Here is a 24,664-nt window from a genome sequence, read left to right as displayed (position 1 = left end):
GGCAACCCGTCAAATGTTGGGGGGCAAGGCATCGATCAGGTCCTGCTCCTGCACACTTGCACGCCGCGACAGCGGCTCAAAGCGGCGAGCAACCCATTCTGCGCCGCCACGCGTGCCCTGAATCTGGCCAATAAGAACGGAGGTTTCAGCAGCTATCGCTCGAAGTTCCATGAGGGCTCCGATGGCGTTAATCGACGGAAGCTGGTGAAGAGGGATGCCACTGATCGCCTGGATCCCATACTCCAATCGGCGAATCTCTCGGTGGCGCTGATCCGGCGTGTCGCCGTTTGCTGGATCGGTTCTGTACTCATAAGCGGCTTGCACAGCGAGTTTGACCTCATTACCGATCTTAAGAACATTCAGCAAAAGGCGCTTTTCATCGTTCGCAGCTTGTTGGCTTTCATGCCTGCGATCTTCTTTTCGCTGCCACCAAGCAATGCCAATAGCCGCGCAAATTGCCAGGATCGAACCAACGGCTTGAACCCATGCTGCAATGACTTGTTGAAGTGCTGCGGCATTGTTTTCCATAAGTCCCCTCCGAAATTTTGAGAGGCATCCTAGCATGAGCGAGAACAGCAAAATTGAGTGGACCGACCACACCTTCAACCCATGGGAGGGCTGCCAGAAGGTCGGGCCTGGCTGCGACCACTGCTACGCCGAGACGCGCAACGCACGCTTCGCCGGCGGCACAGCGGTGAACTGGGGGCCGGGTGCGCCTCGGCGGCGCACGTCGCCTGCGAATTGGCGCAAGCCGCTGGCGTGGAACCGCGACGCCGGTGTTTTCTATGCCCAGCACCGCCGGCGCCAGCGCGTCTTCTGCGCCAGCTTGGCCGACGTTTTCGACAACGCCGTCGATCCGCGATGGCGTGAGGATCTGTTCGCGCTGATCCGCAGCACGCCGAATCTCGACTGGCTGCTCCTGACCAAGCGCATCGGCAACGTGCCAGCGATGGTATCGATCATCCCTGGCTGGCTGCCCGACAACGTCTGGCTAGGCGCCACGATCACCAGCCAGGCCGAGGCCGACCGCGACATCCCCAAACTGCTGGAACTTCCGGCGCGCGCGCGGTTCCTCTCGATGGAGCCGCTCTTGGGCCCCGTGGATGTTTCGTCTTGGCTGGGCTACTGCGAGAAGCTCAACAAGCAGGGAATCGATCGGCGCGCCGGTGGCGAGCATGTTGCCTGCGAACAGCACTGCGGCATCGGCTGGGTAATCGTCGGCGGCGAGAGCGGCCCCGGTGCGCGGCCGATGCATCCTGACTGGGCTCGCAGCCTGCGCGACCAGTGCGCCGCGGCCGGCGTGCCGTTCCTGTTCAAGCAGTGGGGCGAATGGTGCGAAAGCGGTAGTTCCGGCAAGGCTGCGTGGGTCGCGGCCGACGGCCGAGGCTATTGCGACATCGACAGCGATGAGGCGGCCGCACTTATGCAGGACGCTGTTGCCGGCAGGACCGGCACAAGATGGCGACTTGTCACGCGGGTGGGCAAGATCGCCGCCGGCCGCCTGCTCGACGGCGTTCGGCACGATGGGTATCCGGAGGTACGATCGTGAACACAGGCCAGGTCAATGCGGCGCTGCGGGCCACCTTCGGCGCGCCAGAGTGGGCGCTCCTGTTCAACGTAGGCGACGGCACCGGCGTGAGTCAGCGCCGCTGGGCGGATGCCGTGGCAATGAACCTCTGGCCGTCCCGCGGCATGGAGATTCACGGATTCGAGGCCAAAGTCAGCCGCGGCGACTGGCAGCGCGAGCTGAAGCAGCCAGACAAGTCCGGGCCAGTGCAGCGCTTCTGCGATCGCTGGTGGATCGTCACACCGCCCGGGCTGGTCAAGCAGGTCGAACTGCCGCCGACATGGGGCCTCTACGAGGTGCAGACGTCCGGCAAGCTGAAGGTCATCGTTCCTGCACCAAAGCTGGAGGCCGAGCCGCCAAGCCGCACCTTTGTCGCGGCCATATTGCGCCGAGCCAGTGGGGCCGATGCGGATGTCGTCAAGGCCCTGGTCGACAAGCAGGTGCTGGAGATACGCGCCCGCGACCAGGAGCACATTGAGCGGCGGATCAAGGACGGGCTGCGCGAGGCCGACGGATTACGCGAGGCCATCGCCGACATCGAGCGCATCAGCGGCGTGAAGATCGGCCGTTGGTCGAGATCCGAAGAGATTGGCCGCGCGGTCAAGATGGTGATGGACAGCGGCGTGCTGAGCGCCTACAGCGGGTTACGGTCGTTGCGCGCCAACGTGAATCGCGCGCTCGAAACGCTGGACCAGGCGCTGGCTGCTTGCGCTGTTCCGGCCGAAACCGAAAACGAGGCGACATCGTGATGCACTGTCCCACCACGGATCACAATTTCTTGGAAGGGAGATAACCATGGGCACTACCAAATACGAAGCCGCGGTGCCGGCCGCCCTAGAACTGGCCGGTGTGGCGCCGGCGCATTGCGCAATCAGCGCCGTCAGCTTCCAAGGCCTGACGGTGACCACCGCAGACGGCCGTCCCGCCAAGCTGGCGGTCATCGATGCCGATGGCAATGTACTGGACGCGGGGCGCGACGTAGAGAACGCCGCCTTCAAAGTCGCGGTCGAGGCCTACCGCAATTTTCTGATGGGGTCTGGGCACCTGCGGGTGCTTGCCAAGCCACCAGGGTCGGGCATGCCACAGATCTGATAAAGCCCCCGGGCTGGACCGGGGGTTTTAATCGCTCTGGAAGAGCGATTGGCGTTGCATGAAAACAAGCCTAGGCGAGCCCTACGCGAAGTCGAAGTAGTCGGCCAGAAGCAGACCGCTCCGGCCGCGCTTGCGCCCGTCGACACAAAGTACCTCGACTCGACCGTCCACCTCCTGGAGTTCCTCCAGCAAGTTCTCGACCGTATCTGCACCAAACTCCTCATTCTCGTCTTCGTGGTGACTAGGCCAGAGAAGAACGACACGAACACGCTCAGGATCAAAGGTCTTGATAAATCGGCCGATGGTCGTCACAGCGTCTGGCATTTCCTTGTAGGCTCCCGGGTGAAGCGGCCCAGCAAAGCACCATCGTCCACCCGTCATCTTCCCCTTTGTTTTGCCGATGAAATCGGTCAGGCTCTCCCCGGACTCATGGGGTGACATAAGTCGAAGGTACAGGCGCCGATCCTTGCCGAGCCGGAAAACGTCACTGAGGTTCGACGCGGTAGGAATGTCACCATTCGTACCGAACCTGGGGTCTTGAAACATCGAGCGCAGCACTGTGCTCTTGCCAAAGTTTCGAGGGGCCACGATAAAGAGCGCCCTCTCCACGTAAGTTGACATCCCGTTCTCCCGTCCGGAAAAGTGACGAAAGTATAACGCTCAATGCGGTATATTTTTGCTTGCTTTCGGGCAGCCAAGGGAAACGAATCCCACACGCGGACTATGGTCTTTCTGGATCGTTGCTTCTGAGGGGTTTTTCACTTTGGAATCCGAATGTGGGGCAAGGCGCGGCGGCCGGACCGTCGGTCACTGAGACAAGGCCGCCAGGCGCGAACAGGCAATCGCGCATTTTAACCGTTTGCCGGAATTTGCCGGCGCCTGACGCACGACATCCTGCATCGGCCCGCAGTCAGGCCGACGTCACTTCGCGCTTTGCAGGCCTTGCAGGACCTGCGCGATCTGCAGCGAGTCCTGCATGCGCCGGATCGCCGCATGCAGTTCGCCCGCCTGCGGCCAGGTCCGCTTGAGATAGCTGAGCCAAAGCTTGACGCGTCCGTGCTCGTGGCAAGAGGCGATGCGGGCATGCAGCTTGTCCAGGTAAGCCGCGATCTGGCCCAGCACCAGCGGCCATTCTTCGTCCGACGGCGTGCCGGGCATCTGCCCGCGAATGCGCAAGGCCAGGAACGGGTCCGAGACCGCGCCGCGCCCGATCATGACGTCGGCGCAACCGCTGACTTCGCGGCAGTGCGCCCAGTCCGCCACGGTCCAGACCTCGCCGTTGGCAATCACGGGAATGTCCACGGCGGCCGCAATGCGCGCGATCCAGTCCCAGTGGGCCGGCGGCCGGTAGCCGTGGTCGCGCGTGCGGGCATGCACCACCAGCGAGGCCGCGCCGCCTTCCGCCAGCGCGGTGGCGCAATCGATGGCCAGCGCGGTATCCGAGACGCCCAGCCGCATCTTGGCAGTCACCGGAATATTGGCCGGTACCGCGGCGCGCACCGACGCCACGATCCGGTTCAGCAGCGCCGGGTTGGTCAGCAGCATCGCGCCGCCGCCATGCCGGTTGACGACCTTGGCGGGGCAGCCGAAGTTCAGGTCGATGCCATGCGGCGACAGGGTTGCGGCATAGGCGGCATTGCGCGCCAGCCAACCGGGATCGCTGCCGAGCAACTGGATCACCATCGGCGTGCCGCTGCGGGTGTAGCCGCCGGACAGGATCTCGGGCGTATCGCGCTCGTAGACCCGCGCCGGCAGCAGCGACCCCGTCACCCGCACGAATTCCGACACGCAGCCGTCGTAGCCGCCGGCATCGGTCAGCACATCGCGCAGCACATAATCGGCAAGCCCTTCCATCGGGGCCAGGAACAGCCGGCTCATGGCAAGCACCGCGCCGCGGGCACCGGCGCCGGACAGGAGGATTTGAGAACGTTGGACATGGGACGCCGCGCAAACATGGCGAGTCCCAAACTGAGCCGCCGCTGGACGATGCGATACAGGGGCCCCGAATGGGGCAAAGCGCGCATTCTACCTGCTTTGGGATTGGGTGGTTTTCAGGAATCGGTGATTTCAGGGTTGTAGCCTACGGGCTACGGTGTGGTATGCTCAGCATACGCACAACCCATACTTTTGATCGCTGGTACTCCGCCTTGCGCGACAACGCCGCCAGGATTCGCATCCAGGCCTGGAGAGTCATGAAAGAACCTACCCGCCCTTGGGACTCGGCCGCACAACTGCGCAACGAAACGGAAATCGCCGCCTACCTGGACGCCTGCCTGGCCGAAGCCGGGGACGACGATCGTTTCATTGCTTACGCGCTCGGCGTGGTCGCACGCGCCCGCGGCATGACGCGGCTGGCCCGCGAAACCGGCCTGTCGCGCGAAAGCCTTTACCGTTCGCTGTCTGGCGAAGGCAATCCGGAGTTCGGGACGATCTGGAAGGTGATGCGGGCGCTGGGCATTCGCCTGCATGCGAGCGCCGGCTGAACGCCGGCACGCGGTGCGGGGGCGGCGGGCGACCGCCCGCCGCGGCTTGTTGCTACTTCTTGTCCGGCTGGTTGAACGGGAACGTGCCGAACATGTTCTTGGCCTGGTTCTGCATCTGCTCCTGCATCTGCACGAACAGGTTCTTGCTCTGCTCGATGTAGTTGCTCATCATGCCCTGCATCATCGGGCCCTGCATGTTCATGAACTGCGACCACATGTCGGGACTGAACGCTTCACCGGAGTAAAGGCCCTTGGAGTTCTCGGCCAGCTTGTTCTGGATGTCGATGAAGGCCTGGATGTTCTTTTCCAGGTAGGTGCCCATCATGCCCTGCATGGCATGGCCGTAGAAGCGGATGATCTGTGACAGCATCGCGCTGGAGAACATCGGCACGCCGCCGGTCTCTTCTTCCAGGATGATCTGCAGCAGAATGCTGCGCGTCAGTTCGTCACCGGACTTGGCGTCGACGACCTTGAATTCCTCGGAATCCATCACCAGCTGCTTGACGTCGGCCAGGGTGATGTAGGTGCTGGTCTGGGTATCGTAGAGCCTGCGATTGGGATACTTTTTGATCAGTCGCTCTGCGCCTTTTTTGGTCGTGGCCATCGGTGCTCTGTCCTTGTGTCGTCGCTGATTGCGCGCTGCTGCACCGCATGGGGTGCAGTGCGCAAATCGGTACCGCCCGCGCCATCTGCTGTTATCGTGCCGGCCGTCTTGCGGCTGTTCGCGCATGGCTGCGCGCCGCGGCCCGCCGTCTCGCCCCCGCGAGGGCCATGCTGCACGACTATGGTGCTGGCCGCGCCGCTGCCCTGATTCTATGCCCAACAAAGCACTAAGAAAAGCGACTGGCCTTAAGGAAAACCCGGTAAATGGGCGCGCCGCGGGGCCAATGCCGCATGTCTGGAAATGATTCGCGGGCCATCACGGCCCGCGAAACCGACGGCGAATTCCTGCGCACGCCGCCTTGTGCGCCGCGCTGGCTGCACCGCAAAACGCGGCCCGCCGGCGCGGCTGGCCGAGCGCCAGGTCAGCCCATGTGCAGGCCGCCGTTGAGCGAGAAGTCGGCGCCGGTCGAGAAGCCGGACTCCTCGGACGCCAGCCAGGCGCAGATCGATGCGATCTCTTCCGGCTCGCCCAGGCGCTTCACCGGGATCGTGCCGACGATCTTGTCGAGCACGTCCTGGCGGATGGCCTTGACCATGTCGGTGGCGATATAGCCCGGCGACACCGTGTTCACCGTCACGCCCTTGGTCGCCACTTCCTGCGCCAGCGCCATGGTGAAGCCGTGCAGGCCGGCCTTGGCGGTGGAGTAGTTGGTCTGGCCGAACTGGCCCTTCTGCCCGTTCACCGACGAGATATTGACGATGCGGCCCCAGCCGCGGTCGGCCATGCCGTCGATCACCTGCTTGGTGACATTGAACAGCGAGGTCAGGTTGGTGTCGATCACCGCATCCCAGTCGGCGCGGGTCATCTTGCGGAACACCACGTCGCGCGTGATGCCGGCATTGTTGATCAGCACATCGACTTCGCCGACCTCGGCCTTGACCTTGTCGAAGGCCGCCTTGGTCGAATCCCAGTCCGCCACGTTGCCTTCGGAGGCGACGAAGTCGAAGCCCAGGGCCTTCTGCTGCTCCAGCCACTTTTCACGGCGCGGCGAGTTGGGGCCGCAGCCGGCCACCACGCGAAAGCCATCCTTGGCCAGCCGCTGGCAGATGGCGGTCCCGATACCACCCATGCCGCCGGTCACATACGCAATGCGCTGAGTCATGTCCACTCCTTGATTGGCTTTTCGTTATTTGCCGCCGGGCCGCGCCATGCGCGCGCCCGGCGCACCCCTTCTTAATTGCGCTCGACCGCCAGCGCCACGCCCATGCCGCCGCCGATGCACAGCGACGCCAGGCCCTTCCTGGCATCGCGGCGCTTCATTTCGTGCAGCAGCGTCACCAGGATACGGCAGCCCGACGCGCCGATCGGGTGGCCGATGGCGATGGCGCCACCGTTGACGTTGACCTTGGAGGTATCCCAGCCCATCTGCTGGTGCACCGCCAGCGCCTGCGCGGCGAAGGCCTCGTTGATTTCCATCAGGTCCAGGTCCTGCGGGGTCCAGCCGGCGCGCGACAGCGCGCGCTTGGACGCCGGCACCGGGCCCATGCCCATCACCTTCGGGTCCACGCCGGCGTTGGCGTAGCTCTTGATGGTGGCGAGCGGGGTCAGGCCCAGTTCCTTGGCCTTGGCGGCCGACATCACCACCACCGCGGCGGCGCCGTCGTTCAGGCCCGAAGCGTTGGCCGCGGTCACCGAGCCGGCCTTGTCGAAGGCGGGCTTGAGGCCGGACATGCTGTCGAGCGTGGCGCCGTGGCGCACGAACTCGTCGGTCTTGAACGCCACCGGGTCGCCCTTGCGCTGCGGAATCAGCACCGGCACGATCTCTTCGTCGAACTTGCCGGCCTTCTGCGCGGCTTCGGCCTTGTTCTGCGAGCCCACCGCGAATTCATCCTGCGCTTCGCGCGTGATGCCGTATTCCTTGGCCACGTTCTCGGCGGTGATGCCCATGTGGTACTGGTTGTACACGTCCCACAGGCCATCGACGATCATGGTGTCGACCAGCTTGGCATCGCCCATGCGGAAGCCGTCGCGCGAGCCCGGCAGCACGTGCGGCGCGGCGCTCATGTTCTCCTGGCCGCCGGCGACCACGATCTCGGCGTCGCCCGCCATGATGGCATTGGCGGCCATCATCACTGCCTTCAGGCCCGAGCCGCACACCTTGTTGATGGTCATGGCCGGCACCATCGCCGGCAGGCCTGCCTTGATCGAAGCCTGCCGCGCCGGGTTCTGGCCCGAGCCGGCGGTCAGCACCTGGCCCATGATCACTTCGCTGACCTGCTCCGGCTGGATGCCGGCACGCTCGAGCGCGGCCTTGATCACCACGGCACCCAGTTCCGGCGCCGGGATCTTCGCCAGCGAGCCGCCAAATTTGCCAACCGCGGTACGGGCCGCGGATACGATGACAACGTCAGTCATGGTGTAGTCCTCTCAATGGAAACAGGGACCCGCAGCCCGCCGGCGCCCGCGCTGGGCGCACGCCGGCGGGGTTGCGGGCATCAAGCCTTGGCTTTGACGTATCGCCCAGGCGCGGGTTCGATCGCAGGGTAGCGCGCGTTGCCGTACTCCGCAGGCGCGGCGCGCTTGGCGCCGGCATGGCTGGCCAGCCATGCCGACCAGTCCGGCCACCAGCTGCCGGGATGCTCGGTGGCGCCGGCCAGCCATTGCTGCGGCGACGCCGGCAAGGCGTCGTTGGTCCAGTGGCTGCGTTTCTTCTTTGCCGGCGGATTGATCACGCCGGCGATATGGCCGGACGCGCCCAGCACGAAGCGCAGCTTGTTCTTCAGCAGCGCGGTCGAGGCATAGGCCGCGGTCCACGGCACGATATGGTCCTCGCGCGAGCCGTAGAGGTAGGTCGGCACGTCGATGCTGCCCAGGTCCACCGGCGCGTCGCATACGGTCAGCTTGCCGGGCACCTTCAGTTCGTTCTGCAGGTAGGTGTGGCGCAGGTACCAGCAGTACCACGGCCCCGGCAGGTTGGTCGCGTCGCCATTCCAGAACAGCAGGTCGAACGGCACCGGGGTATTGCCCTTCAGGTAGTTGTCGACCACGTAGTTCCACACCAGGTCGTTCGGGCGCAGGAACGAGAACGTGTTGGCCAGCTCCAGCCCGCGCAGCAGCGCGCATGGCGCGCCGGCACCGCCGCCCAGCGTGGCTTCGCGCAACTGCACGTGGCCCTCGTCGACGAAGACGTCGAGGATGCCGGTGTCGGCAAAGTCCAGCAGCGTGGTCAGCAGCGTCAGGCTTGCCGCCGGATGCTCGCCACGCGCGGCCAGCACCGCGAGCGCGGTGGAAATGATGGTGCCGCCGACGCAGAAGCCCAGCACGTTGATCTGGTCCTCGCCGCTGATGTCGCGCGCGACTTCGATGGCGCGGATGGCGGCGTGCTCGATGTAGTCGTCCCAGGTGCGCGACGCCATGCTGGCATCGGGATTGCGCCACGACACCAGAAACACCGTATGGCCCTGCTCCACCGTATGCCGCACCAGCGAGCTTTCGGGCTGCAGGTCAAGGATGTAGTACTTGTTGATGCAAGGCGGCACCATCAGCAGCGGGCGCGCATGCACCTTGGCGGTGAGCGGCTTGTACTGCAGCAGCTGGAAGTATTCGTTCTCGTAGACCACCGCGCCTTCGGTCACCGCGACATTGCGGCCCACTTCGAACGCCGTCTCGTCGGTCTGCGAGATCTTGCCCCGCGTCAGGTCTTCCATCATGTTGCGCACGCCGGCGCGCAGCGATTCGCCGCCCGATTCGATCAGCAGGCGCTGCGCTTCCGGGTTGGTGGCAAGGAAGTTGGCGGGCGACATCGCGTCGACCCACTGCGAGATCGCAAAGCGGATGCGCTGGCGCGTCTTGGCATCGGCCTCGACGGCGTCGGCGAGTTCGGTCAGGGCGCGGGCGTTGAGCAAATAGAAAGCGGCGGCGTAACGGTACGGCACGTTGTTGCGCCACGCGTCGCCGGCAAAGCGCCGGTCGTGCAGCGGGCCGATGCCGTCGGGCTTGCCCTCGGCCAGCGCCTGCCACAGCGCGGCGAAGTCCTTCATGTAGCGCTGCTGGATGTCGGCCAGCTGTGCCGGCGCGATCTTCACGCCTGCCAGCGAATCGAGACCCGGGATGCCGGCCATCATGCCGGATGCGGCCGCGTGGCCGTTGCCTTCAGTGCCCTGCCACTGGCGGGACCATTCCAGCCAGGTGGCTGGATCGAATGGCCCCGGCGTGAACTTGGGTGGTTGGGACTTGCCTTCCTGCGTGGAAGCTGCCGCACCTTTGCCGGTCGCCATGATCAGTTTTGTCTCTCTGCCGTCACTATTCGAACCGGCTCCGGGCATTGCCCTGGCCGGCACTCTGCATGGGGAGATGCTATCCGAATGGACCCGGCTCCGGCCCTCCCCGCAGCGGGAGGGTAAGCCGGCACATCTGCCCTGGAACTGGCCTGGAACCCCGGGTCGCACAACCTGCGGCCAGGGCTTGCATCCATTCCGATAGCGGCTCCCTTTTATCCGGCGGGCGCGGCTCCTCGGTTGCCAGCGCCATGCGTTATGCTTGCCGGAAAAACCTGGGAATCGTCAGCGATTCCGAGACATTCGAGGCCATTGTTGCCTTGCAACGCGCGCGCTGTCAATGCGGAAATCCGCCCCGGCGCCGCGCGCTGCCCGACCTACCGGACGGTAATGCAGCACACGCACCTGCCGAGGCCATCGAGCATAGTCGAGAAGGATGAAATTCTGATGTACATCGTGGCCATTGGCTGGCTCTACGTGGCGCTGATGATGGCGATCACCGAGCACAACGTGGTGGCGGGGGTCGCCACCTTCCTGATGTATGGGGTCGCGCCGGTCGCGCTGGTGCTCTACATCATGGGCACGCCCGGCCGGCGCCGGCGCAAGGCCGAGGCCGAACGCGCGCTGGAGAAAGGCGCCCCGGCGAGCGAGGCGGCGAAGCGCGCGGACGAGTAAGGCAGAGCCGCGCTCAGTCGGCCAGCCAGACCAGGCTGGCCATGCGGCCGGTCACGCCGTCGCGCCGGTAGGAGTAGAAGCGCCCGGCATCGGCAACGGTGCAGGCATCGCCGCCGTGGATGTCGACGCAGCCTGCGCGGGCCAGGCGCGTTCGCGCCAGCGCATAGATATCGGCAAAGTACTTGCCAGGGGCCCCGGCGCGGAACGCCGCGGCCACCGCAGCCTGTTCGCCCGGGCGTGCCTGCGCGAGAAAGGCCTCGCGCACCTCGGCGCCGACCTCGAAGGCGTCGGGACCGATCGCCGGCCCCAGCCATGCCAGCCAGCGCGTGGCCGCGCCGCCGGCGGCCGCCTGCATCCGCGCCAGCGTGGCCTCGATCACGCCATGGCACAGGCCGCGCCAGCCCGCATGCGCGGCTCCCACCACCGTCCCCTGCGCATCGCACAGCAGCACCGGCAGGCAGTCGGCCGTCATCACGGCGCAGACATGGCCCGGCGAGACCGCCAGGCTCGCATCGGCCTGCGGCACGGGATCGCCCGCTGCGGCCACATGGTCGACCGTCGCGACGGCGCAGCCGTGCACCTGTTCCAGCCATTGCGGCATCGACGGCAGGCACGCGGCCAGCCGGGCGCGGTTGCGCGCGACGCGGGCCGGATCGTCGCCAACGTGAGTGCCCAGGTTCAGGCCGCCGGGCATGCCGCCGGCCAGCCCGTACGGCCCCTGGCTGACCCCGCCCTGGCGCGTGGTCGACAATGCGCGCACGCGCGCCGGCGCCGGCCAGTCCGGCACCAGCCAGGCGGGATCAGGCGTCGCGCTCATCGCCGTCACTTTCGTCATCGTCATCGTCGCCGGCGTATTCCCAGTGGGCCTCGCCGCCTTCCCACACTTCGTCCCAGGCCTCGTCCTCGTCGTCGGCCTGCGCGCTCTCGAAGTCGAGCGCATCGATCAGCGCCTGCAGGTCCTCGGGCGGCTGCGCGGTCCACGACATGTGCTTGCCGGTGGCCGGATGCACCAGGCCGAGCTTGTACGCATGCAGCGCCTGGCGCTCGTAGGGCACCGGCAGCGGCACGCGGATCGCGGGACGCTGGCCGCGCTGGGTGGCGCGGAAATAGACCGGGTCGCCCACCAGCGGATGCCCGATCGATTCGAAATGCACGCGGATCTGGTGGGTACGGCCGGTCTCGAGCTTGCACATCACCATCGACACGAAGCCCCGCCCCAGCGGCACCGTCGCCAGCGTGCGGAAATGCGTGCGCGACGGCTTGCCGCTGGCGGTCTGCACGATCGCCATGCGGGTGCGCTCGCGCGGGTCGCGGCCGATGGGCGCGTCGATGGTGCCTTCGTCATAGGTGCGGCCCCAGACCAGCGCGATATAGGTGCGCTTGACCGTGCGCGCCTGCAGCTGCCGCACCAGGTCGGTCTGCGCCGTCAGCGTGCGCGCCACCACCATCAGCCCCGAGGTCTCCTTGTCGAGCCGGTGCACGATGCCCGCGCGCGGCAGCGACGCGGCGCCGGGGTAGCGATGCAGCAGGCCATTGAGCACGGTGCCGCTCCAGTTGCCGGCGGCGGGATGCACCACCAGCCCGGCGGGCTTGTTGATCACCAGCAGGGTGTCGTCCTCGTAGACCACGTCGAGCGGCACCTCTTCGGGCGCAAAGGCCGACGATTCCGGCGCGGCCTGCGGCTGCACCTCAATCCGGTTGCCCATCTGCACCGCGTCGCGCGGACGGCGCACCTGCCCGTCGACGCGCACCGCGCCGCTTTCGATCCATTGCTGCAGGCGGCTGCGCGAAAACTCGCTGAAGTGACGCGCCAGCAATTTGTCGAGACGCTCGCCGTGCGAGGCACTGTCCACCTCCAGCGACAGGGTCATGGCCGCGTCGGACCCTTCAGCCGCGCCGCTGGGCGCGCCGGCGGCATCGTCGAATTCTTCCGCGCTGGCCTCGAAATCGGCCACCACCGCGGCGGCGCGCACCCGTTCGGGTGGCAGTCCTCCCACGCCATCTCCGGCTTCCGGGTTGGGCTGGGGGCTTGGGCTATAATGCTTGACGCTATTTTTCTTCATCCGGGATACGATTGCCCATGCAATTGCAGAGCATGAAACGCGCGCGCTGGCGCACGACAATTGGAGCGGTTCTGCTCGCAGGCGGCTGCGTCATGCTGTCGGCATGCGGCCTGCTCGCGGACCAGCCCGACGAGACCGCCGGCTGGTCGGCCAACAAATTATATTCGGAAGCCAAGGATGCCCTCGATGGCGGCGACTACACGCGCGCCGTCAAGCTGTATGAAAAGCTCGAGGGCCGCTATCCGTTCGGGCGCTATGCGCAGCAGGCGCAGATCGACACCGCCTACGCCAACTACAAGGACGGCGAGACCGCGGCCGCGCTGGCGGCGGTGGACCGCTTCATCCAGCTGCACCCGAACCACCCCACCATCGATTACGCCTACTACCTGAAGGGGCTGATCAACTTCAACGACAACCTCGGCTGGCTGGGCCGCTTCTCGGGACAGGACCTGAGCGAACGCGACCCCAAGGCCGCGCGCGCCGCCTACGATGCCTTCCATACGCTGATCACGCGCTACCCGGAAAGCAAGTACACGCCTGACGCCACGCTGCGCATGCAGTACATCGTCAACTCGCTGGCCCAGCATGAAGTGCATGCCGCGCGCTACTACTTCCGGCGCGGCGCCTACCTCGCCGCGGTCAACCGCGCCCAGCAGTCGCTGAAGGACTACGACGGCGCGCCGGCCAACGAAGAGGCGCTGTACATCATGATCCGCTCGTACGACGCGATGGGCATGAAAGACCTGCGCGACGACACCGCGCGCGTGATGGAGAAGAACTTCCCGGAGAGCGACTTCATCAAGTACGGCGCGCGCCGCAAGGACAAGTCCTGGTGGGAAGTGTTCTGACGCCGCCGCGCCGGCAGCAATAAAAAACGGGACGTGTCGGATGACCGTCCCGTTTTTCTTTTGCCGCGATCCGTCGTGATCAGTCGGCGGCCGCATCCCCGGCGCCGGTCTCGGCCTGCTGCCCGGCGGGCGCACCGCGCAGCGACTCGAGGAAGCGCACCACCGTTGCCGCCTCGCGCGTGCGCGTGAACGGCGGCAGGCTCTGCCAGATCTGGCGGCCGTAGGGCTTCTCGACCAGGCGCGTATCGAAGATCGCCAGCACGCCGCGATCCGACTCGGAACGGATCAGCCGCCCCGCCCCCTGCTTGAGCGTGATCACCGCATGCGGCAGCTGGTGCACGGCAAACGGGCTCAGGCCCTTCTTCTGCAGCACTTCCATGCGCGCGGCCAGCACCGGATCGTCGGGCGGCGCGAACGGCAGCTTGTCGATGATCACCAGCGACAGCGCCTCGCCGCGCACGTCCACGCCTTCCCAGAAGCTCTGGCTGCCCACCAGCACCGCATTGCCCAGCTCGCGGAAGCGGTCCAGCAGTTCGGTGCGGCTGGCCTGGCCCTGCACCAGCAGCGGCAGGTTCAGGCCGCGTTCGGCAAAGGCATCGTAGAGCAGGTCCGAGGCACGCTGCACCGCGCGCAGCGTGGTGCACAGCAGGAAGGTGCGCCCGCCGGCCGCCTCGATCAGCGGCAGCGCGGCCTGCACCACCGCATCGGTGAACTGCGGCGACTGCGGCGCGGGCATGTCGCGCGGCACGTACAGCAGGCCCTGCCTGGCGTAATCGAACGGGCTCGGCAGCGTCAGCGAGCGGTCCTTGTCGAGCCCCAGCTGCGCGGCGTAATGGGTGAAATTGCCCTTCACCGACAGCGTCGCCGAGGTGAAGACCCACGCGCGCGGCTGGCCGCCGCGCTGCCGCGTGAAGATCGGCGCGATCGACAGCGGCGTGCGGTGCAGCTGCACGGTATGCGAAAACACCTCGACCCAGCGCACCGTTTCCGGGCCAGCGGACGGCGCGGCCTCGCCCTGCTCGTCGCCGTCGGTTGGCTGCGGTGCCGGCGCGGCCGCGGCATCGGTGCGCCAGGCGGCCAGCTTGTTTGCCAGCTCGAGCGCGCGGCGATGGCATTGCTGCAGCGATTCGGCGCGCTCGGCCTGGCTTTCAAGCATCCCGACGAAGTCCGACAGCGCCGCGTCGAGCGCATCGAGGGTCTCGTTGAAAGGTTCGGCGATGCGGCGGTCGGCTTCGATCTGGCCCAGTGCCAGGCGCGCGTTGTCCTTGCCGAAGGCCAGGCGCAGGTCGCGCGCGGCGCGTTCCAGCGGCGCGCCCAGCGCCACCCAGTCGACCGCATCGCGCGCATGTGACAGGCCCTCGGCCACGGTGTCGCGCGCGATCTCCAGCAGCTGGCTGGTCGACAGGGTCTCGCCGAAGAACAGCGTCGCGGTCTCGGGCAACTGATGCGCTTCGTCGAAGATCACGGTGTTGGCGGCGGGCAGCAGCTCGGCCATGCCGGTGTCGCGCAGCACCACATCGGCGAAGAACAGGTGGTGGTTGACCACCACCACGTCGGCCTGCTGCGCTTCCTTGCGCGCGCGCATCACGAAGCAGTCCTTGTAATACGGGCATTCCGAGCCGAGGCAGTTGTCGCGCGTGGAGGTCACCATCTGCCATACCGGGGCGTTCTCCGGCACCGACGCCAGTTCCGCCTTGTCGCCGGTGGCGGTTTCCTTGATAAAGCGCCCGATCTCGCGCAGCCACGCCGCATCCTGGCGCGAGGCCAGGCGCCCGCCGGCCTGCGCGCGCTCCAGGTGGTAGTGGCAGACGTAGTTGGCGCGCCCCTTGAGCAGCGCCACCGAGACCGGCACGTTGAGCGCGTGGCGCACGGTCGGGATGTCGCGCAGGAACAGCTGGTCCTGCAGGTTCTTGGTGCCGGTGGACAGGATCACCTTGCCGCCCCACAGCATCGCGGGCACCAGGTAGGCGTAGGTCTTGCCGGTGCCGGTGCCGGCCTCGACGATGACGGCGTCGTTCTGCGCGATCGCGCCGGCGACGGCCTCGGCCATCTTGTGCTGCGAGGCACGCGGGCGGTAGCCGGGAATGGCCTGGGCCAGCGTGCCGGTATCGGCAAAGATGGTGGCAAGCTCGGCGCCGCGGCTGGCAGCGGCATCTGCCTGCATGGCGTGGGCAGGCGCCGCGGCCTCGCTGGGGTCGCTCGGGGCGCTCGGGTCGCTCGGGTCGCTCGGGTCGCTGTCCAGGGACAACTGGCGGGAATCGGGAAGATCGGACAAGGTGGGGAATGTTGTATGGGCTGCGGCAAACCGGCGGCGCTTGCCGGCATCGCCGCGCCCGGGGCGACGGCGCTCAGGCCGGGACGTCGGGTTCGAGCTGAAGCTGCAGCAGCGTGATGGCGTCCTTCAGCTTGAGCCGGCGCTTCTTCAGCCGGCGCAGCTGCAATTCGTCATGGACCGCATCGTCGGCCAGCCGGTCGATCAGGAAGTCGAGATCGCGGTGCTCGATCTGCAACTCCATGATGCGCCGTTCCAGGGTATTCAGGTTGCTGTCCATCCATGCCTCCGCTGCCATCACCCGGCTCAGAAGCCGAACGGACGCGGCGCCGACGCCGGGCCGCCCTGTTGCTGCTCCCTGGCCTTGGCGCGCCGCTCTTCCAGCGCCTTCTGGCGCTGCTCGAGGTCGCGCTGCTTGTCTTCGTATGCCTTCACGTTCTCCTGGCGCTGGCGGGCCTGTTCCGCGCCCTTCTGCTGCGCCTCGCGCATGCGGGCATCGAAGTCGGACTGCTTCTTCTCATAGGCCTGGGCGTTGGCGGCACGCTGCGGGGCGTCGGCCTGTCGCTGCGCGTCGCGCAGCTGCTGTTCCTGCTGTTTTTTCTCGTAGGCCTCGCGGCTGGACTGCTCGCTGGCGGCGCGCTGCGGCTGGCTGGCCTCGAACTCGGCACGGCGCAGGGCCTGTTCGCGGTCGCGCTCGGCGGCACGGTGGGCGCGCTCGGCCTCGCCCACTTCCAGCTCGCGCTTGCGCAGCACCTGCAGCTCCTCGCGCTGGATTTCCTTGGCGTTGTCGATGCAGCGGGTGACGAAGAACTTGCTGTAGCACTCGCGCTCGGCGGCGGCAAAACGGTAGTTGGTCCAGGCGCGCGAGTCGCCGATGGCCTTGCGCTCGGCGGCAAAGTCACGCGCGGCGGCGGGTGCGGCGCTGGCGGCGGGCGCCGATGCCTGCGCCTGCGCCGCGCGCAGCGGCATCAGCGCGGCACAGGCCGCCACGGCCACGGCGGCCAGGGCACCGCGGCGGATCAGGATGAAATCGGGCACGTTGGCGAAGGATGGCATGGCCGGGAGGGTGGCCTTGGCGGCGGCCGGGCGGGGCTTGACGATCATGTCCGGATTCTAGCATCCGGGCCGGAGCGCGGCCTGCCCGCCGGCCCCTGCGCAGGTGCGGGCGACGCCTCCCGCCGGAGCCACGGCGCCGGCCCCGCCGGAGGCCCGCGCGCTTGTGGCAAAATGCCCCGCTTTCGACTGACTGCGTCTCACGCTGCGTTCCACGATGTCCAACCTGCCCGCATCCGTCTCGCAAAAGATCGTTTCGCTCATCGCGGCCGAACTGTCCGTGCAGCCCCGCCAGGTGGCCGCGGCCGTGGCGCTGCTCGATGAAGGCGCCACCGTCCCCTTCATCGCCCGCTACCGCAAGGAAGTCACTGGCAACCTCGACGATACGCAGCTGCGCAACCTGGAAGAGCGCCTGCTGTACCTGCGCGACATGGAAGACCGCCGTGCCGCGATCCTGGCGTCGATCGAGGAACAAGGCAAGCTCACGCCCGAGCTGCAGGCCGCAATCGAAGCCGCGCAAACCAAGCAGGCGCTGGAAGACCTCTACCTGCCCTACAAGCCCAAGCGCCGCACGCGCGCCCAGATCGCGCGCGAATGCGGGCTGGAACCGCTGGCGCTGGCCTTGCTGGCCGATCCCACGCTCGACCCGCAGACCGAGGCGGCGAAGTACGTCAACGGCAACCCCACCGCCGACGGCGGCGTGCCCGACGTCAAAGCCGCGCTCGACGGCGCGCGCGACATCCTGTCCGAGCAGTTCGGCGAAACCGCCGAACTGCTGGGCAAACTGCGCGAGCACCTGTGGAACAACGGCGTGGTCGCGTCGACCGTGATGGAAGGCAAGGAAACCGCCGAGGAAGAGAAGTTCCGCGACTACTACGCTTACAGCGAAACCATTCGCACGGTGCCGTCGCATCGCGCGCTGGCGCTGTTCCGCGGCCGCAATGCCGGCGTGCTGATGGTCAAGCTGGGGCTGGGCGAAGAGCAGGACGCGCTGGTGCCGCATCCGTGCGAAGGCATGATCGCGCGCCATGTCGGCATCCAGCAGCTGGGCCGCCCCGCCGACAAGTGGCTGGGCGACGTGTGCCGCTGGTGCTGGCGCGTCAAGGTGCAGCCGCACCTGGAGACCGAGCTGCTGACGCAGCTGCGCGAGACCGCCGAGAGCGAGGCCATCAAGGTGTTCGGCCGCAACCTGCACGAACTGCTGCTGGCGGCGCCGGCCGGCCCCAAGTCGGTGATGGGCATCGACCCGGGCATCCGCACCGGCTGCAAGGTGGCGGTGGTCGACAGCACCGGCAAGCTGCTGGAGACCGCCACCATTTATCCGCACGAGCCGCGCCGCGACTGGAACGGCTCGCTGGCCGTGCTGGCGCGCCTGGCAAGGCAGCACGGCGTGGCGCTGGTCTCGATCGGCAACGGTACCGCCAGCCGCGAGACCGACAAGCTGGTGCAGGACCTGATGAAGCAGATGCCCGAGCTCAGGCTGACCAAGATCGTGGTCAGCGAGGCCGGCGCCTCGGTCTATTCTGCGTCGGAGCTGGCCGCCAAGGAATTCCCGGACCTGGATGTGTCGCTGCGCGGGGCGGTGTCGATCGCGCGCCGGCTGCAGGACCCGCTGGCCGAACTGGTCAAGATCGATCCCAAGTCGATCGGCGTGGGCCAGTACCAGCACGACGTCAACCAGCGTGAGCTGGCGCGCGCGCTGGACGCGGTGGTCGAGGACTGCGTCAACGCCGTCGGCGTCGACGTCAATACCGCCTCGGCGCCGCTGCTGGCGCGCGTGTCGGGCCTGAATTCGGTGCTGGCGCGCAATATCGTCGAGTTCCGCGACGCCAACGGCGCCTTCGCCAACCGCAATGCGCTGAAGCAGGTGCCGCGCCTGGGCGACAAGACCTTCGAGCAGGCCGCGGGCTTCCTGCGCATCAACGACGGCGACAATCCGCTCGACCGCTCGTCGGTGCACCCGGAAGCGTATCCGGTGGTGCAACGCATCCTGGACCACGTCAAGAAGGGCCTGCGCGATGTGATGGGCAACCGCGAGGCGCTGCGCGGCCTGCCACCGGAAAAGTTCACCGACGATGCGTTCGGCCTGCCCACCGTGCGCGACATCCTGTCCGAACTGGAAAAGCCGGGCCGCGACCCGCGCCCGGAATTCAAGACCGCGACCTTCCAGGAAGGCGTCGAGGACGTCAAGGACCTGCAGCCCGGCATGGTGCTCGAAGGCGTGGTCACCAACGTGGCCGCGTTCGGCGCGTTTATCGATATCGGCGTGCACCAGGACGGCCTGGTCCATATCTCCGCGCTGTCGAACAAGTTCGTCAAGGACGCGCATGAAGTGGTCAAGGCCGGCCAGATCGTCAAGGTCAAGGTGATGGAGGTCGACGTCAAGCGCAACCGCATCGGCCTGTCGATGCGGCTGGACGACGAGCCCGGCCAGGCCGCGGCGCGCGCCGGTGGCGGCGACCGTGGCGGCCAGCGCAATGGCGGCGGCAAGGGCTTCGGCGGCGGCCGCCGCGAGCCGGAGCCGGCCGGCGCCATGGCCGCGGCCTTCGCCAAGCTCAAGCGCTGAGCGCGCCTGCTTCGGCCACGACGCCCCGCACGGGAAGCCGTGCGGGGCGTTGTCTTTTCAGCCGCCGTGGACGATGCGCACGGCCAGGCCGGTGCGGGTGCCGGCCGCACCCTGAGCCTGGTCCGCGCGGTTGGCAAACGCCATCTCCAGTCCATGCAGCCGCGCCACCCGCCGCGCGATGGAAATGCCCAGACCGTGGCCCTGCTCGCGCTGCCCGGCGCCGCGGAAGAAGCGGTCGCCGAGGCGCGCCAGCAACTCCGGCGCGACCCCGGGGCCCTGGTCGCGCACGGTGACGCTGTCGGGCCGGAACTCGACCCGCACCAGCGCGCCCGGCGGGCTGTAGCGGATGGCGTTGTCGAGCAGGTTGCGCAGCAGCAGCGACAGCAGCGCGGGGTCGCCCGCGACGGGCAACGGCGACTGGCCTTGCGGCGGCCAGGCCAGTTCCACGTCGACCTGCTTCTGCTGCGCCAGCGCCAGGCAATCGGACAGCGCCTGCTGTGCCACCGGCACCCAGTTGACCGGCTGGCGCGACGGCAGCCCGGCGGCGTCTTCGAGCCGGCTCAGCGTCAGCAGCTGCGACACCAGCCGGCCGATGCGGTCGATGCCGGCCGCGACATTGGCCTGCGCCAGTGCGCGTTCGTCGCGGTCGGGCGAGCGTTCGGCGATTTCCCACTGTGCCTTGAGCGCGGCCAGCGGCGTGCGCATCTCGTGCGCGGCATCGGCGGTCAGGCGCCGCTCGTGCTCGATCGAATCGGAAACGCGCGCCAGCAGCCGGTTCATCGCGTGCACCAGCGGCACCAGTTCGCCGGGCACGGCATCGAGGCTGAGCGGACGGCGATCGTCCGCGGCGCGCGCCTCGATATCCGCGGACAGCGTGCGCACCGGCGCCATCGCGCGTCGCATGAAGCCGATCAGCAGGCCGATCAGCAGTGGCAGGCCCACCGCCCACGGCAGCACCTGCGCGGCGATGTAGGACAGGATCAGCTCATTGCGCTCGCCCAGCTGCTGGCCCACGCACACGCGCCAGCCGGTATCGGGATCGTCGAGGTAATAGAGCCGCCAGCGCTGCCGCTCGAGCGTGACGTCGGTAAAGCCCTTGACGCCCTCGGCGCGCGGCAGCTTGTCGCCGTCGGGATCGATATGCAGCGGCTTGCCGTCGGGCAGCCACGCGGCGATGGCCAGGTCGCCCAGGCCGGCGTCGCCCAGGTCGCCCTGGTCGAGCCGCGGCACGCGCGCGCGCGACATGCCGGCGCCGATATCGACCAGCGGCACCACCGACTGCATCTGCAGCGCCATGCGCACCATGTCGGTGTCATAGAGCTCGTTGATCTCGTGCCGGGCGCGTACGTAGGTCATGCCCAGCGTCAACAGCCATACCACCGGCGCGACCACCAGCACCGCCAGCACCAGCCTGCGCTGCAGCGTCATGCGCAGTCCTCGGCCGCGCCCAGCGTGTAGCCGGCGCCGCGGAAGGTGCGCACGATCTTCGGATGGATCTTGCGGCGCAGGTGGTGGATATGGACCTCGAGCGCATTGCTCTCGATGCCGCCCTGCCAGTCATAGAGCTTGTCGCGCAGCACCTCGCGCGTCAGCAGACGGTTGGGATGGGCCAGCAGCAGCTCCAGCAGCATGGCTTCGCGGCTGGTCAGCTCGACCGGCTTGCCCTGCCAGTACGCCTGGCGCGCGGCCGGGTGGAAGCTCAGCGCGCCGTGCTGCCACACCGGCGCGGACATGCCCGCCGCGCGGCGCGTGACCGCGCGCAGCCGCGCCGCCAGCTCGTCGAGCGCGACCGGCTTGACCAGGTAGTCGTCGGCACCGGCATCGAGCCCGCCGATGCGGCTGTCGACGGCATCGCGCGCGGTCAGGACGATCACCGGGATGCAGCTGCCACGCGCGCGCCAGCGTGCCAGCAGGGTCATGCCGTCATCGCCAGGCAAGCCCAGGTCCAACACCACGGCATCGTAGTGGGCCAGCGCGAGCGCATGGTCGGCATCGGTGCCGTTGCGGAACCAGTCGACCGCGTAGTCGAGCAGCTGCAGGCCGCGGCGCAGGCCGTCGCCCAGCATCGGGTCGTCTTCAACGATAAGGAGTCTCATGCTCTGGAGTGGCCTGGAGGTATCACGGCAGCTGCTGTGACAAAAGGCGCGGCCGCTTAATGTGCCGTTAAGGTTCGCAAATTATGCTCCGCACACGTTTCAGGCACTGTCCGTACAACGCGGCGCACCGCGCCGGCGTGGACATGCTTCGCTCGCGCCGGCCTGCCCGCGTTTGCCGCGCTTGCCCGCGCCCGATTTTCCGCCCATTCCGAGCCGCCCCGCATGCCCCAGCGTTCCGATCGCCTTGCCGCCGAGCCCGGGCCTATCGCCACCAGGGCTGCCATGCGCGTGGACGGCATGCCGGCGCTGGCACCGTCGCTGGTAGTGCTGGCCTTTGCGCTGCTGTGGTTCGGCACGCTCGGCATGCGCCACCTGCTCGGTCCCGATGAAGGCCGCTATGCCGAGATCGCGCGCGAGATGCTGAGCAGCGGCGACTGGGTCACGATCCGCTACGACGGCTTGAAGTACTTTGAGAAACCGCCGTTCCACATGTGGATGACGGCGCTGTCGTACGCCCTGTTCGGCATCGGCGACTGGCAGGCGCGGCTGTGCGTGGCGCTGGCGGGCGCAGCGGGGCTGGGGGTATCGATGCTGGCAGCCGCACGCTGGTTCGGCGCCCGGGCCGGGCTGATGGCCGGGCTGGTGCTGGCCAGCGCGCCGATGTGGAACGTCGCGGCGCATTTCAACACGCTCGACATGACGCTGTCCGGCGCCATGGCGTGCGTGCTGGCCAGCCTGCTGCTGGCGCAGTATCCGGCGGCGACGCCCGCCGCGCGCCGCCGCTGGATGCTGGCGTGCTGGGCGGCAATGGGCGTGGCGGTGCTGACCAAGGGGCTGGTCGGCGTGGCGCTGCCCGGGCTGGTGCTGGTGCTCTACACCGGCGTGACGCGCGACCTGTCCCTGTGGCGGCGCCTGCATGCGCCGGCCGGGATCGCGCTGATGCTGCTGGTGGTGGTGCCGTGGTACTGGCTGGTGGCACGACGCAACCCGGAATTCCTGCGTTTCTTCTTCATCCATGAGCACTGGCAGCGCTATACCTCGACCGTGCACGCGCGCACCGGCGCGCCGTGGTACTTCGTGCCGCTGCTGGCGGGCGGATTCCTGCCGTGGCTGGGCTTGCTGCCGGGCATGGTGCGCGCGGTGACGCAGCGCGCCGGGGTGGCACATGCAGCCGGCATTGCCGTGCCGTTCCAGCCCGCGCTGATGGCGGCGATATGGGCGGTGTCGATCTTCGTGTTCTTCAGCCTGTCGGGGTCGAAGCTGCCGGGCTATATCGTGCCGATGTTCCCTGCGCTCGGCATCCTTGGCGGCGTGGCGCTGACGCAGACGTGCGAGCGGACCTGGAGCCGGCAATTGCGCGCCATGCTGCTGCTCGGCGCCATTGGGTTGCTGGCAAGCCCGCTGGTGGCCAGGCTGGATGCCAACAACACCCCCAACGCGCTGTACCGCAACTATGCAATGTGGGCAGCGCTGGCTTGCGCGCTGGTGCTGGCAAGCGCCGCGGCGGCACTGTGGCTGCTGCGGCGCCGGGGCCGCATGGCCAGTGTCACGGGCTATGCCTTCGGCATGCTGCTGGCATTTTCCATCGCGCTGCTCGGCCACGAAGCCATCGGCCGTGCGGCTTCGGGCATCGACCTGGTCGCGCCGATCGCGCGCGTGCTGCGGCCCGGCATGCCGCTGTACGGCGTCGGCATGCTCGACCATACGCTGCCGTTCTACCTGCGCCATCCGCTCACCATGGTGGCGCAGGCCGACGAACTCGCCTTCGGCGCCGCGCAGGAGCCGCAGAAGTGGGTGCCGACCGTCGCTGCCTTCGCCGACGCCTGGCAGCATGGGCCGCGCGCCGTCGCGCTGCTGTCGCCGCAAGCGTTTGCCGAGCTGAGCGCGCGCGTGCCGATGCATGTCGTCGCACGCGACTGGCGCCGCGTCGCGGTGTCCAACTTTCCCCTGGTCGGGCGCGAGGCGCGCCGGCTTGTTTCCGACTCCCCTGCCATTCCTTAACGCATGCCAGTCAAGAAAGTACTCATCCTCGGCGTCAACGGCTTCATCGGCCACCACCTGACGCGCCGCATCCTGGAAACCACCCCGTGGGAGGTCTACGGCATGGACATGAACACGGACCGCCTGGGCGACCTCGTCGACCACCCGCGCATGCACTTCTTCGAGGGCGACATCACCATCAACCGCGAGTGGATCGAGTACAACATCCGCAAGTGCGACGTGGTGCTGCCGCTGGTCGCCATCGCCACCCCCGCCACCTACGTGCGCCAGCCGCTGCGCGTGTTCGAGCTGGACTTCGAGGCCAACCTGCCGATCGTGCGCGCCGCGGTCAAGTACCGCAAGCACCTGGTGTTCCCGTCGACCTCCGAGGTCTACGGCATGTGCAGCGATGAGGAATTCGACCCCGACGCCTCGCCGCTGGTCTACGGCCCGATCAACAAGCCGCGCTGGATCTACGCCTGCTCCAAGCAGCTGATGGACCGCGTGATCCACGCCTACGGCATGGAGCAAGGCCTGAACTACACGCTGTTCCGCCCCTTCAACTGGATCGGCGCGGGGCTGGACTCGATCTTCGAATCGAAGGAAGGCTCGTCGCGCGTGGTGACGCAGTTCCTGGGCCACATCGTGCGCGGCGAACCGATCAGGCTGGTCGACGGTGGCGCGCAGCAGCGGGCCTTTGCCGACATCGCCGACGGCATCAGCGCGCTGATGCGCATCATCGAGAATCCCGGCGGCGTGGCCAGCGGCAAGATCTACAACATCGGCAACCCGGGCAATATCCACTCGGTGCGCGAGCTCGCCGAGATGATGCTGGAGATGGCCGCCGACTACCCGGAATACGCGCAGGAAGCGCGCCACACGCAGATCGTCGAAACCTCGTCGGGCGACTTCTACGGCAAGGGCTACCAGGACGTGCAGCACCGCGTGCCGAAGATCGACAACACCATCGAGGAACTGGGCTGGCGTCCGCAAATCGGCATGGAAGCGGCGCTGCGCCGCATCTTCGAAGCGTACCGAGGGCATGTGAGCGATGCCCGCGTGCTGGTCAACCAGGGCTGAGCGCTCGC

At 67.5% G+C, this 24,664-nt stretch carries 23 protein-coding genes; 9 read left to right on the top strand and 14 right to left on the bottom strand.

Annotation, left to right across the window (positions count from 1 at the left end; all coding sequences use genetic code 11):
- Positions 1 to 9 precede the first annotated feature (9 nt).
- Positions 10 to 528 carry a hypothetical protein gene (locus FHX60_RS13425; protein WP_183283619.1) on the bottom strand — a complete coding sequence of 173 codons (519 nt, stop codon included), beginning with the start codon at positions 526 to 528 and terminating at the stop codon, positions 10 to 12.
- Between the two features lie 34 nt (positions 529 to 562).
- On the opposite strand from FHX60_RS13425, the gene FHX60_RS13420 reads away from it, so the two are divergent.
- Genes FHX60_RS13420 through FHX60_RS13410 form a run of 3 tightly spaced genes read left to right on the top strand, consistent with a single transcriptional unit; the run spans position 563 to position 2,659 of the window.
- Positions 563 to 1,549, top strand: coding sequence for a phage Gp37/Gp68 family protein (locus FHX60_RS13420; RefSeq protein WP_183283618.1), 987 nt, complete (start codon positions 563 to 565; stop codon positions 1,547 to 1,549).
- The gene (locus FHX60_RS13415) at positions 1,546 to 2,316 is read left to right on the top strand and encodes a hypothetical protein (protein ID WP_183283617.1); all 771 of its coding nucleotides are present in this window, start codon (positions 1,546 to 1,548) and stop codon (positions 2,314 to 2,316) included. The genes FHX60_RS13420 and FHX60_RS13415 overlap by 4 nt, the downstream gene beginning before the upstream one ends.
- Positions 2,317 to 2,362: 46 nt before the next feature.
- Positions 2,363 to 2,659: a hypothetical protein gene (locus FHX60_RS13410; RefSeq protein ID WP_183283616.1), complete on the top strand. Its 297-nt coding sequence runs from the start codon at positions 2,363 to 2,365 to the stop codon at positions 2,657 to 2,659.
- An 81-nt stretch (positions 2,660 to 2,740) separates the two neighbouring features.
- Here the strand turns inward: FHX60_RS13410 and FHX60_RS13405 are convergent, their stop codons facing one another.
- On the bottom strand, positions 2,741 to 3,280 hold the full coding sequence (locus FHX60_RS13405) for a hypothetical protein (RefSeq protein WP_183283615.1): 540 nt from the start codon (positions 3,278 to 3,280) through the stop codon (positions 2,741 to 2,743).
- Positions 3,281 to 3,580: 300 nt separating this feature from the next.
- Positions 3,581 to 4,537, bottom strand: a complete 957-nt coding sequence (locus FHX60_RS13400) for a tRNA dihydrouridine synthase (RefSeq protein WP_112777372.1) — start codon at positions 4,535 to 4,537, stop codon at positions 3,581 to 3,583.
- 314 nt (positions 4,538 to 4,851) lie between these two features.
- Here FHX60_RS13400 and FHX60_RS13395 point away from each other — a divergent pair, with 314 nt between their 5' ends.
- Positions 4,852 to 5,142: an addiction module antidote protein gene (locus FHX60_RS13395; protein WP_012352636.1), complete on the top strand. Its 291-nt coding sequence runs from the start codon at positions 4,852 to 4,854 to the stop codon at positions 5,140 to 5,142.
- Positions 5,143 to 5,194: 52 nt separating this feature from the next.
- Here FHX60_RS13395 and phaR read toward each other — a convergent pair whose 3' ends face one another.
- From phaR to phaC, 4 genes are all read right to left on the bottom strand, one after another.
- Positions 5,195 to 5,746, bottom strand: coding sequence for a polyhydroxyalkanoate synthesis repressor PhaR (gene phaR / locus FHX60_RS13390; protein WP_018004481.1), 552 nt, complete (start codon positions 5,744 to 5,746; stop codon positions 5,195 to 5,197).
- Positions 5,747 to 6,167: 421 nt separating this feature from the next.
- Entirely contained in the window at positions 6,168 to 6,908 is a 741-nt protein-coding gene (locus FHX60_RS13385; RefSeq protein WP_112777371.1) for a 3-ketoacyl-ACP reductase, read from the bottom strand.
- 71 nt (positions 6,909 to 6,979) lie between these two features.
- Complete coding sequence (locus FHX60_RS13380; protein ID WP_092317196.1) at positions 6,980 to 8,161, bottom strand: acetyl-CoA C-acetyltransferase; 1,182 nt, start codon at positions 8,159 to 8,161, stop codon at positions 6,980 to 6,982.
- An 80-nt stretch (positions 8,162 to 8,241) separates the two neighbouring features.
- A complete protein-coding gene (gene phaC, locus FHX60_RS13375) occupies positions 8,242 to 10,023 on the bottom strand; it encodes a class I poly(R)-hydroxyalkanoic acid synthase (protein WP_183283614.1) in 1,782 nt (593 codons plus the stop codon).
- Positions 10,024 to 10,470: 447 nt separating this feature from the next.
- On the opposite strand from phaC, the gene FHX60_RS13370 reads away from it, so the two are divergent.
- Entirely contained in the window at positions 10,471 to 10,698 is a 228-nt protein-coding gene (locus tag FHX60_RS13370) for a hypothetical protein (RefSeq protein ID WP_112777369.1), read from the top strand.
- A gap of 13 nt (positions 10,699 to 10,711) precedes the next feature.
- Here FHX60_RS13370 and pgeF read toward each other — a convergent pair whose 3' ends face one another.
- Together pgeF and FHX60_RS13360 are read right to left on the bottom strand one after the other, a co-directional pair.
- Positions 10,712 to 11,515, bottom strand: coding sequence for a peptidoglycan editing factor PgeF (pgeF, locus tag FHX60_RS13365; RefSeq protein WP_183283798.1), 804 nt, complete (start codon positions 11,513 to 11,515; stop codon positions 10,712 to 10,714).
- Complete coding sequence (locus FHX60_RS13360; RefSeq protein ID WP_183283613.1) at positions 11,499 to 12,761, bottom strand: RluA family pseudouridine synthase; 1,263 nt, start codon at positions 12,759 to 12,761, stop codon at positions 11,499 to 11,501. The genes pgeF and FHX60_RS13360 overlap by 17 nt, the downstream gene beginning before the upstream one ends.
- A 17-nt stretch (positions 12,762 to 12,778) precedes the next feature.
- Here FHX60_RS13360 and FHX60_RS13355 point away from each other — a divergent pair, with 17 nt between their 5' ends.
- Complete coding sequence (locus FHX60_RS13355) at positions 12,779 to 13,609, top strand: outer membrane protein assembly factor BamD (protein WP_082818907.1); 831 nt, start codon at positions 12,779 to 12,781, stop codon at positions 13,607 to 13,609.
- A 79-nt stretch (positions 13,610 to 13,688) separates the two neighbouring features.
- Here the strand turns inward: FHX60_RS13355 and yoaA are convergent, their stop codons facing one another.
- The 3 genes from yoaA to FHX60_RS13340 all read right to left on the bottom strand — a co-directional run bounded on the left by yoaA (position 13,689) and on the right by FHX60_RS13340 (position 16,985).
- On the bottom strand, positions 13,689 to 15,773 hold the full coding sequence (gene yoaA / locus FHX60_RS13350) for a DNA repair helicase YoaA (RefSeq protein WP_512698854.1): 2,085 nt from the start codon (positions 15,771 to 15,773) through the stop codon (positions 13,689 to 13,691).
- A 184-nt stretch (positions 15,774 to 15,957) separates the two neighbouring features.
- The gene (locus FHX60_RS13345) at positions 15,958 to 16,161 is read right to left on the bottom strand and encodes a DUF465 domain-containing protein (RefSeq protein ID WP_092317180.1); all 204 of its coding nucleotides are present in this window, start codon (positions 16,159 to 16,161) and stop codon (positions 15,958 to 15,960) included.
- 26 nt (positions 16,162 to 16,187) lie between these two features.
- Positions 16,188 to 16,985 carry a hypothetical protein gene (locus FHX60_RS13340; protein WP_092317177.1) on the bottom strand — a complete coding sequence of 266 codons (798 nt, stop codon included), beginning with the start codon at positions 16,983 to 16,985 and terminating at the stop codon, positions 16,188 to 16,190.
- Positions 16,986 to 17,151: 166 nt separating this feature from the next.
- On the opposite strand from FHX60_RS13340, the gene FHX60_RS13335 reads away from it, so the two are divergent.
- Positions 17,152 to 19,500: a Tex family protein gene (locus FHX60_RS13335; protein ID WP_183283611.1), complete on the top strand. Its 2,349-nt coding sequence runs from the start codon at positions 17,152 to 17,154 to the stop codon at positions 19,498 to 19,500.
- A gap of 57 nt (positions 19,501 to 19,557) precedes the next feature.
- Here FHX60_RS13335 and FHX60_RS13330 read toward each other — a convergent pair whose 3' ends face one another.
- Both FHX60_RS13330 and FHX60_RS13325 read right to left on the bottom strand, forming a co-directional pair.
- A complete protein-coding gene (locus FHX60_RS13330; RefSeq protein WP_183283610.1) occupies positions 19,558 to 20,928 on the bottom strand; it encodes an ATP-binding protein in 1,371 nt (456 codons plus the stop codon).
- Positions 20,925 to 21,596, bottom strand: coding sequence for a response regulator (locus tag FHX60_RS13325; protein WP_183283609.1), 672 nt, complete (start codon positions 21,594 to 21,596; stop codon positions 20,925 to 20,927). The genes FHX60_RS13330 and FHX60_RS13325 overlap by 4 nt, the downstream gene beginning before the upstream one ends.
- A 222-nt stretch (positions 21,597 to 21,818) precedes the next feature.
- Between FHX60_RS13325 and FHX60_RS13320 the strand changes: the two genes are divergently transcribed.
- Both FHX60_RS13320 and FHX60_RS13315 read left to right on the top strand, forming a co-directional pair.
- The gene (locus FHX60_RS13320; protein WP_183283608.1) at positions 21,819 to 23,597 is read left to right on the top strand and encodes a glycosyltransferase family 39 protein; all 1,779 of its coding nucleotides are present in this window, start codon (positions 21,819 to 21,821) and stop codon (positions 23,595 to 23,597) included.
- A 3-nt stretch (positions 23,598 to 23,600) separates the two neighbouring features.
- A complete protein-coding gene (locus FHX60_RS13315) occupies positions 23,601 to 24,656 on the top strand; it encodes a bifunctional UDP-4-keto-pentose/UDP-xylose synthase (RefSeq protein WP_183283607.1) in 1,056 nt (351 codons plus the stop codon).
- Positions 24,657 to 24,664 lie beyond the last annotated feature (8 nt).

This window comes from Cupriavidus alkaliphilus (assembly GCF_014191175.1).
Lineage (GTDB): Bacteria > Pseudomonadota > Gammaproteobacteria > Burkholderiales > Burkholderiaceae > Cupriavidus > Cupriavidus alkaliphilus.
The sequence above is the reverse complement of the archived record's forward strand: the minus strand, read 5'-3'. Positions and strand labels throughout refer to the sequence as shown.

Excerpts from the sequence above, each read along its gene's own strand:
- FHX60_RS13380 (WP_092317196.1), bottom strand. The coding sequence starts at position 8,161 with ATGACTGACGTTGTCATCGTATCCGCGGCCCGTACCGCGGTTGGCAAA.
- FHX60_RS13335 (WP_183283611.1), top strand. The coding sequence starts at position 17,152 with ATGTCCAACCTGCCCGCATCCGTCTCGCAAAAGATCGTTTCGCTCATC.
- FHX60_RS13360 (WP_183283613.1), bottom strand. The coding sequence starts at position 12,761 with ATGAAGAAAAATAGCGTCAAGCATTATAGCCCAAGCCCCCAGCCCAAC.
- FHX60_RS13330 (WP_183283610.1), bottom strand. The coding sequence starts at position 20,928 with ATGACGCTGCAGCGCAGGCTGGTGCTGGCGGTGCTGGTGGTCGCGCCG.
- FHX60_RS13340 (WP_092317177.1), bottom strand. The coding sequence starts at position 16,985 with ATGATCGTCAAGCCCCGCCCGGCCGCCGCCAAGGCCACCCTCCCGGCC.
- phaR (WP_018004481.1), bottom strand. The coding sequence starts at position 5,746 with ATGGCCACGACCAAAAAAGGCGCAGAGCGACTGATCAAAAAGTATCCC.
- FHX60_RS13325 (WP_183283609.1), bottom strand. The coding sequence starts at position 21,596 with ATGAGACTCCTTATCGTTGAAGACGACCCGATGCTGGGCGACGGCCTG.
- FHX60_RS13370 (WP_112777369.1), top strand. The coding sequence starts at position 10,471 with ATGTACATCGTGGCCATTGGCTGGCTCTACGTGGCGCTGATGATGGCG.
- yoaA (WP_512698854.1), bottom strand. The coding sequence starts at position 15,773 with ATGCAGGCAGATGCCGCTGCCAGCCGCGGCGCCGAGCTTGCCACCATC.
- FHX60_RS13355 (WP_082818907.1), top strand. The coding sequence starts at position 12,779 with ATGCAATTGCAGAGCATGAAACGCGCGCGCTGGCGCACGACAATTGGA.
- FHX60_RS13385 (WP_112777371.1), bottom strand. The coding sequence starts at position 6,908 with ATGACTCAGCGCATTGCGTATGTGACCGGCGGCATGGGTGGTATCGGG.
- FHX60_RS13320 (WP_183283608.1), top strand. The coding sequence starts at position 21,819 with ATGCCCCAGCGTTCCGATCGCCTTGCCGCCGAGCCCGGGCCTATCGCC.
- phaC (WP_183283614.1), bottom strand. The coding sequence starts at position 10,023 with ATGGCGACCGGCAAAGGTGCGGCAGCTTCCACGCAGGAAGGCAAGTCC.
- FHX60_RS13410 (WP_183283616.1), top strand. The coding sequence starts at position 2,363 with ATGGGCACTACCAAATACGAAGCCGCGGTGCCGGCCGCCCTAGAACTG.
- FHX60_RS13400 (WP_112777372.1), bottom strand. The coding sequence starts at position 4,537 with ATGAGCCGGCTGTTCCTGGCCCCGATGGAAGGGCTTGCCGATTATGTG.
- FHX60_RS13345 (WP_092317180.1), bottom strand. The coding sequence starts at position 16,161 with ATGGACAGCAACCTGAATACCCTGGAACGGCGCATCATGGAGTTGCAG.
- FHX60_RS13395 (WP_012352636.1), top strand. The coding sequence starts at position 4,852 with ATGAAAGAACCTACCCGCCCTTGGGACTCGGCCGCACAACTGCGCAAC.
- FHX60_RS13315 (WP_183283607.1), top strand. The coding sequence starts at position 23,601 with ATGCCAGTCAAGAAAGTACTCATCCTCGGCGTCAACGGCTTCATCGGC.
- FHX60_RS13425 (WP_183283619.1), bottom strand. The coding sequence starts at position 528 with ATGGAAAACAATGCCGCAGCACTTCAACAAGTCATTGCAGCATGGGTT.
- FHX60_RS13405 (WP_183283615.1), bottom strand. The coding sequence starts at position 3,280 with ATGTCAACTTACGTGGAGAGGGCGCTCTTTATCGTGGCCCCTCGAAAC.
- pgeF (WP_183283798.1), bottom strand. The coding sequence starts at position 11,515 with ATGAGCGCGACGCCTGATCCCGCCTGGCTGGTGCCGGACTGGCCGGCG.
- FHX60_RS13420 (WP_183283618.1), top strand. The coding sequence starts at position 563 with ATGAGCGAGAACAGCAAAATTGAGTGGACCGACCACACCTTCAACCCA.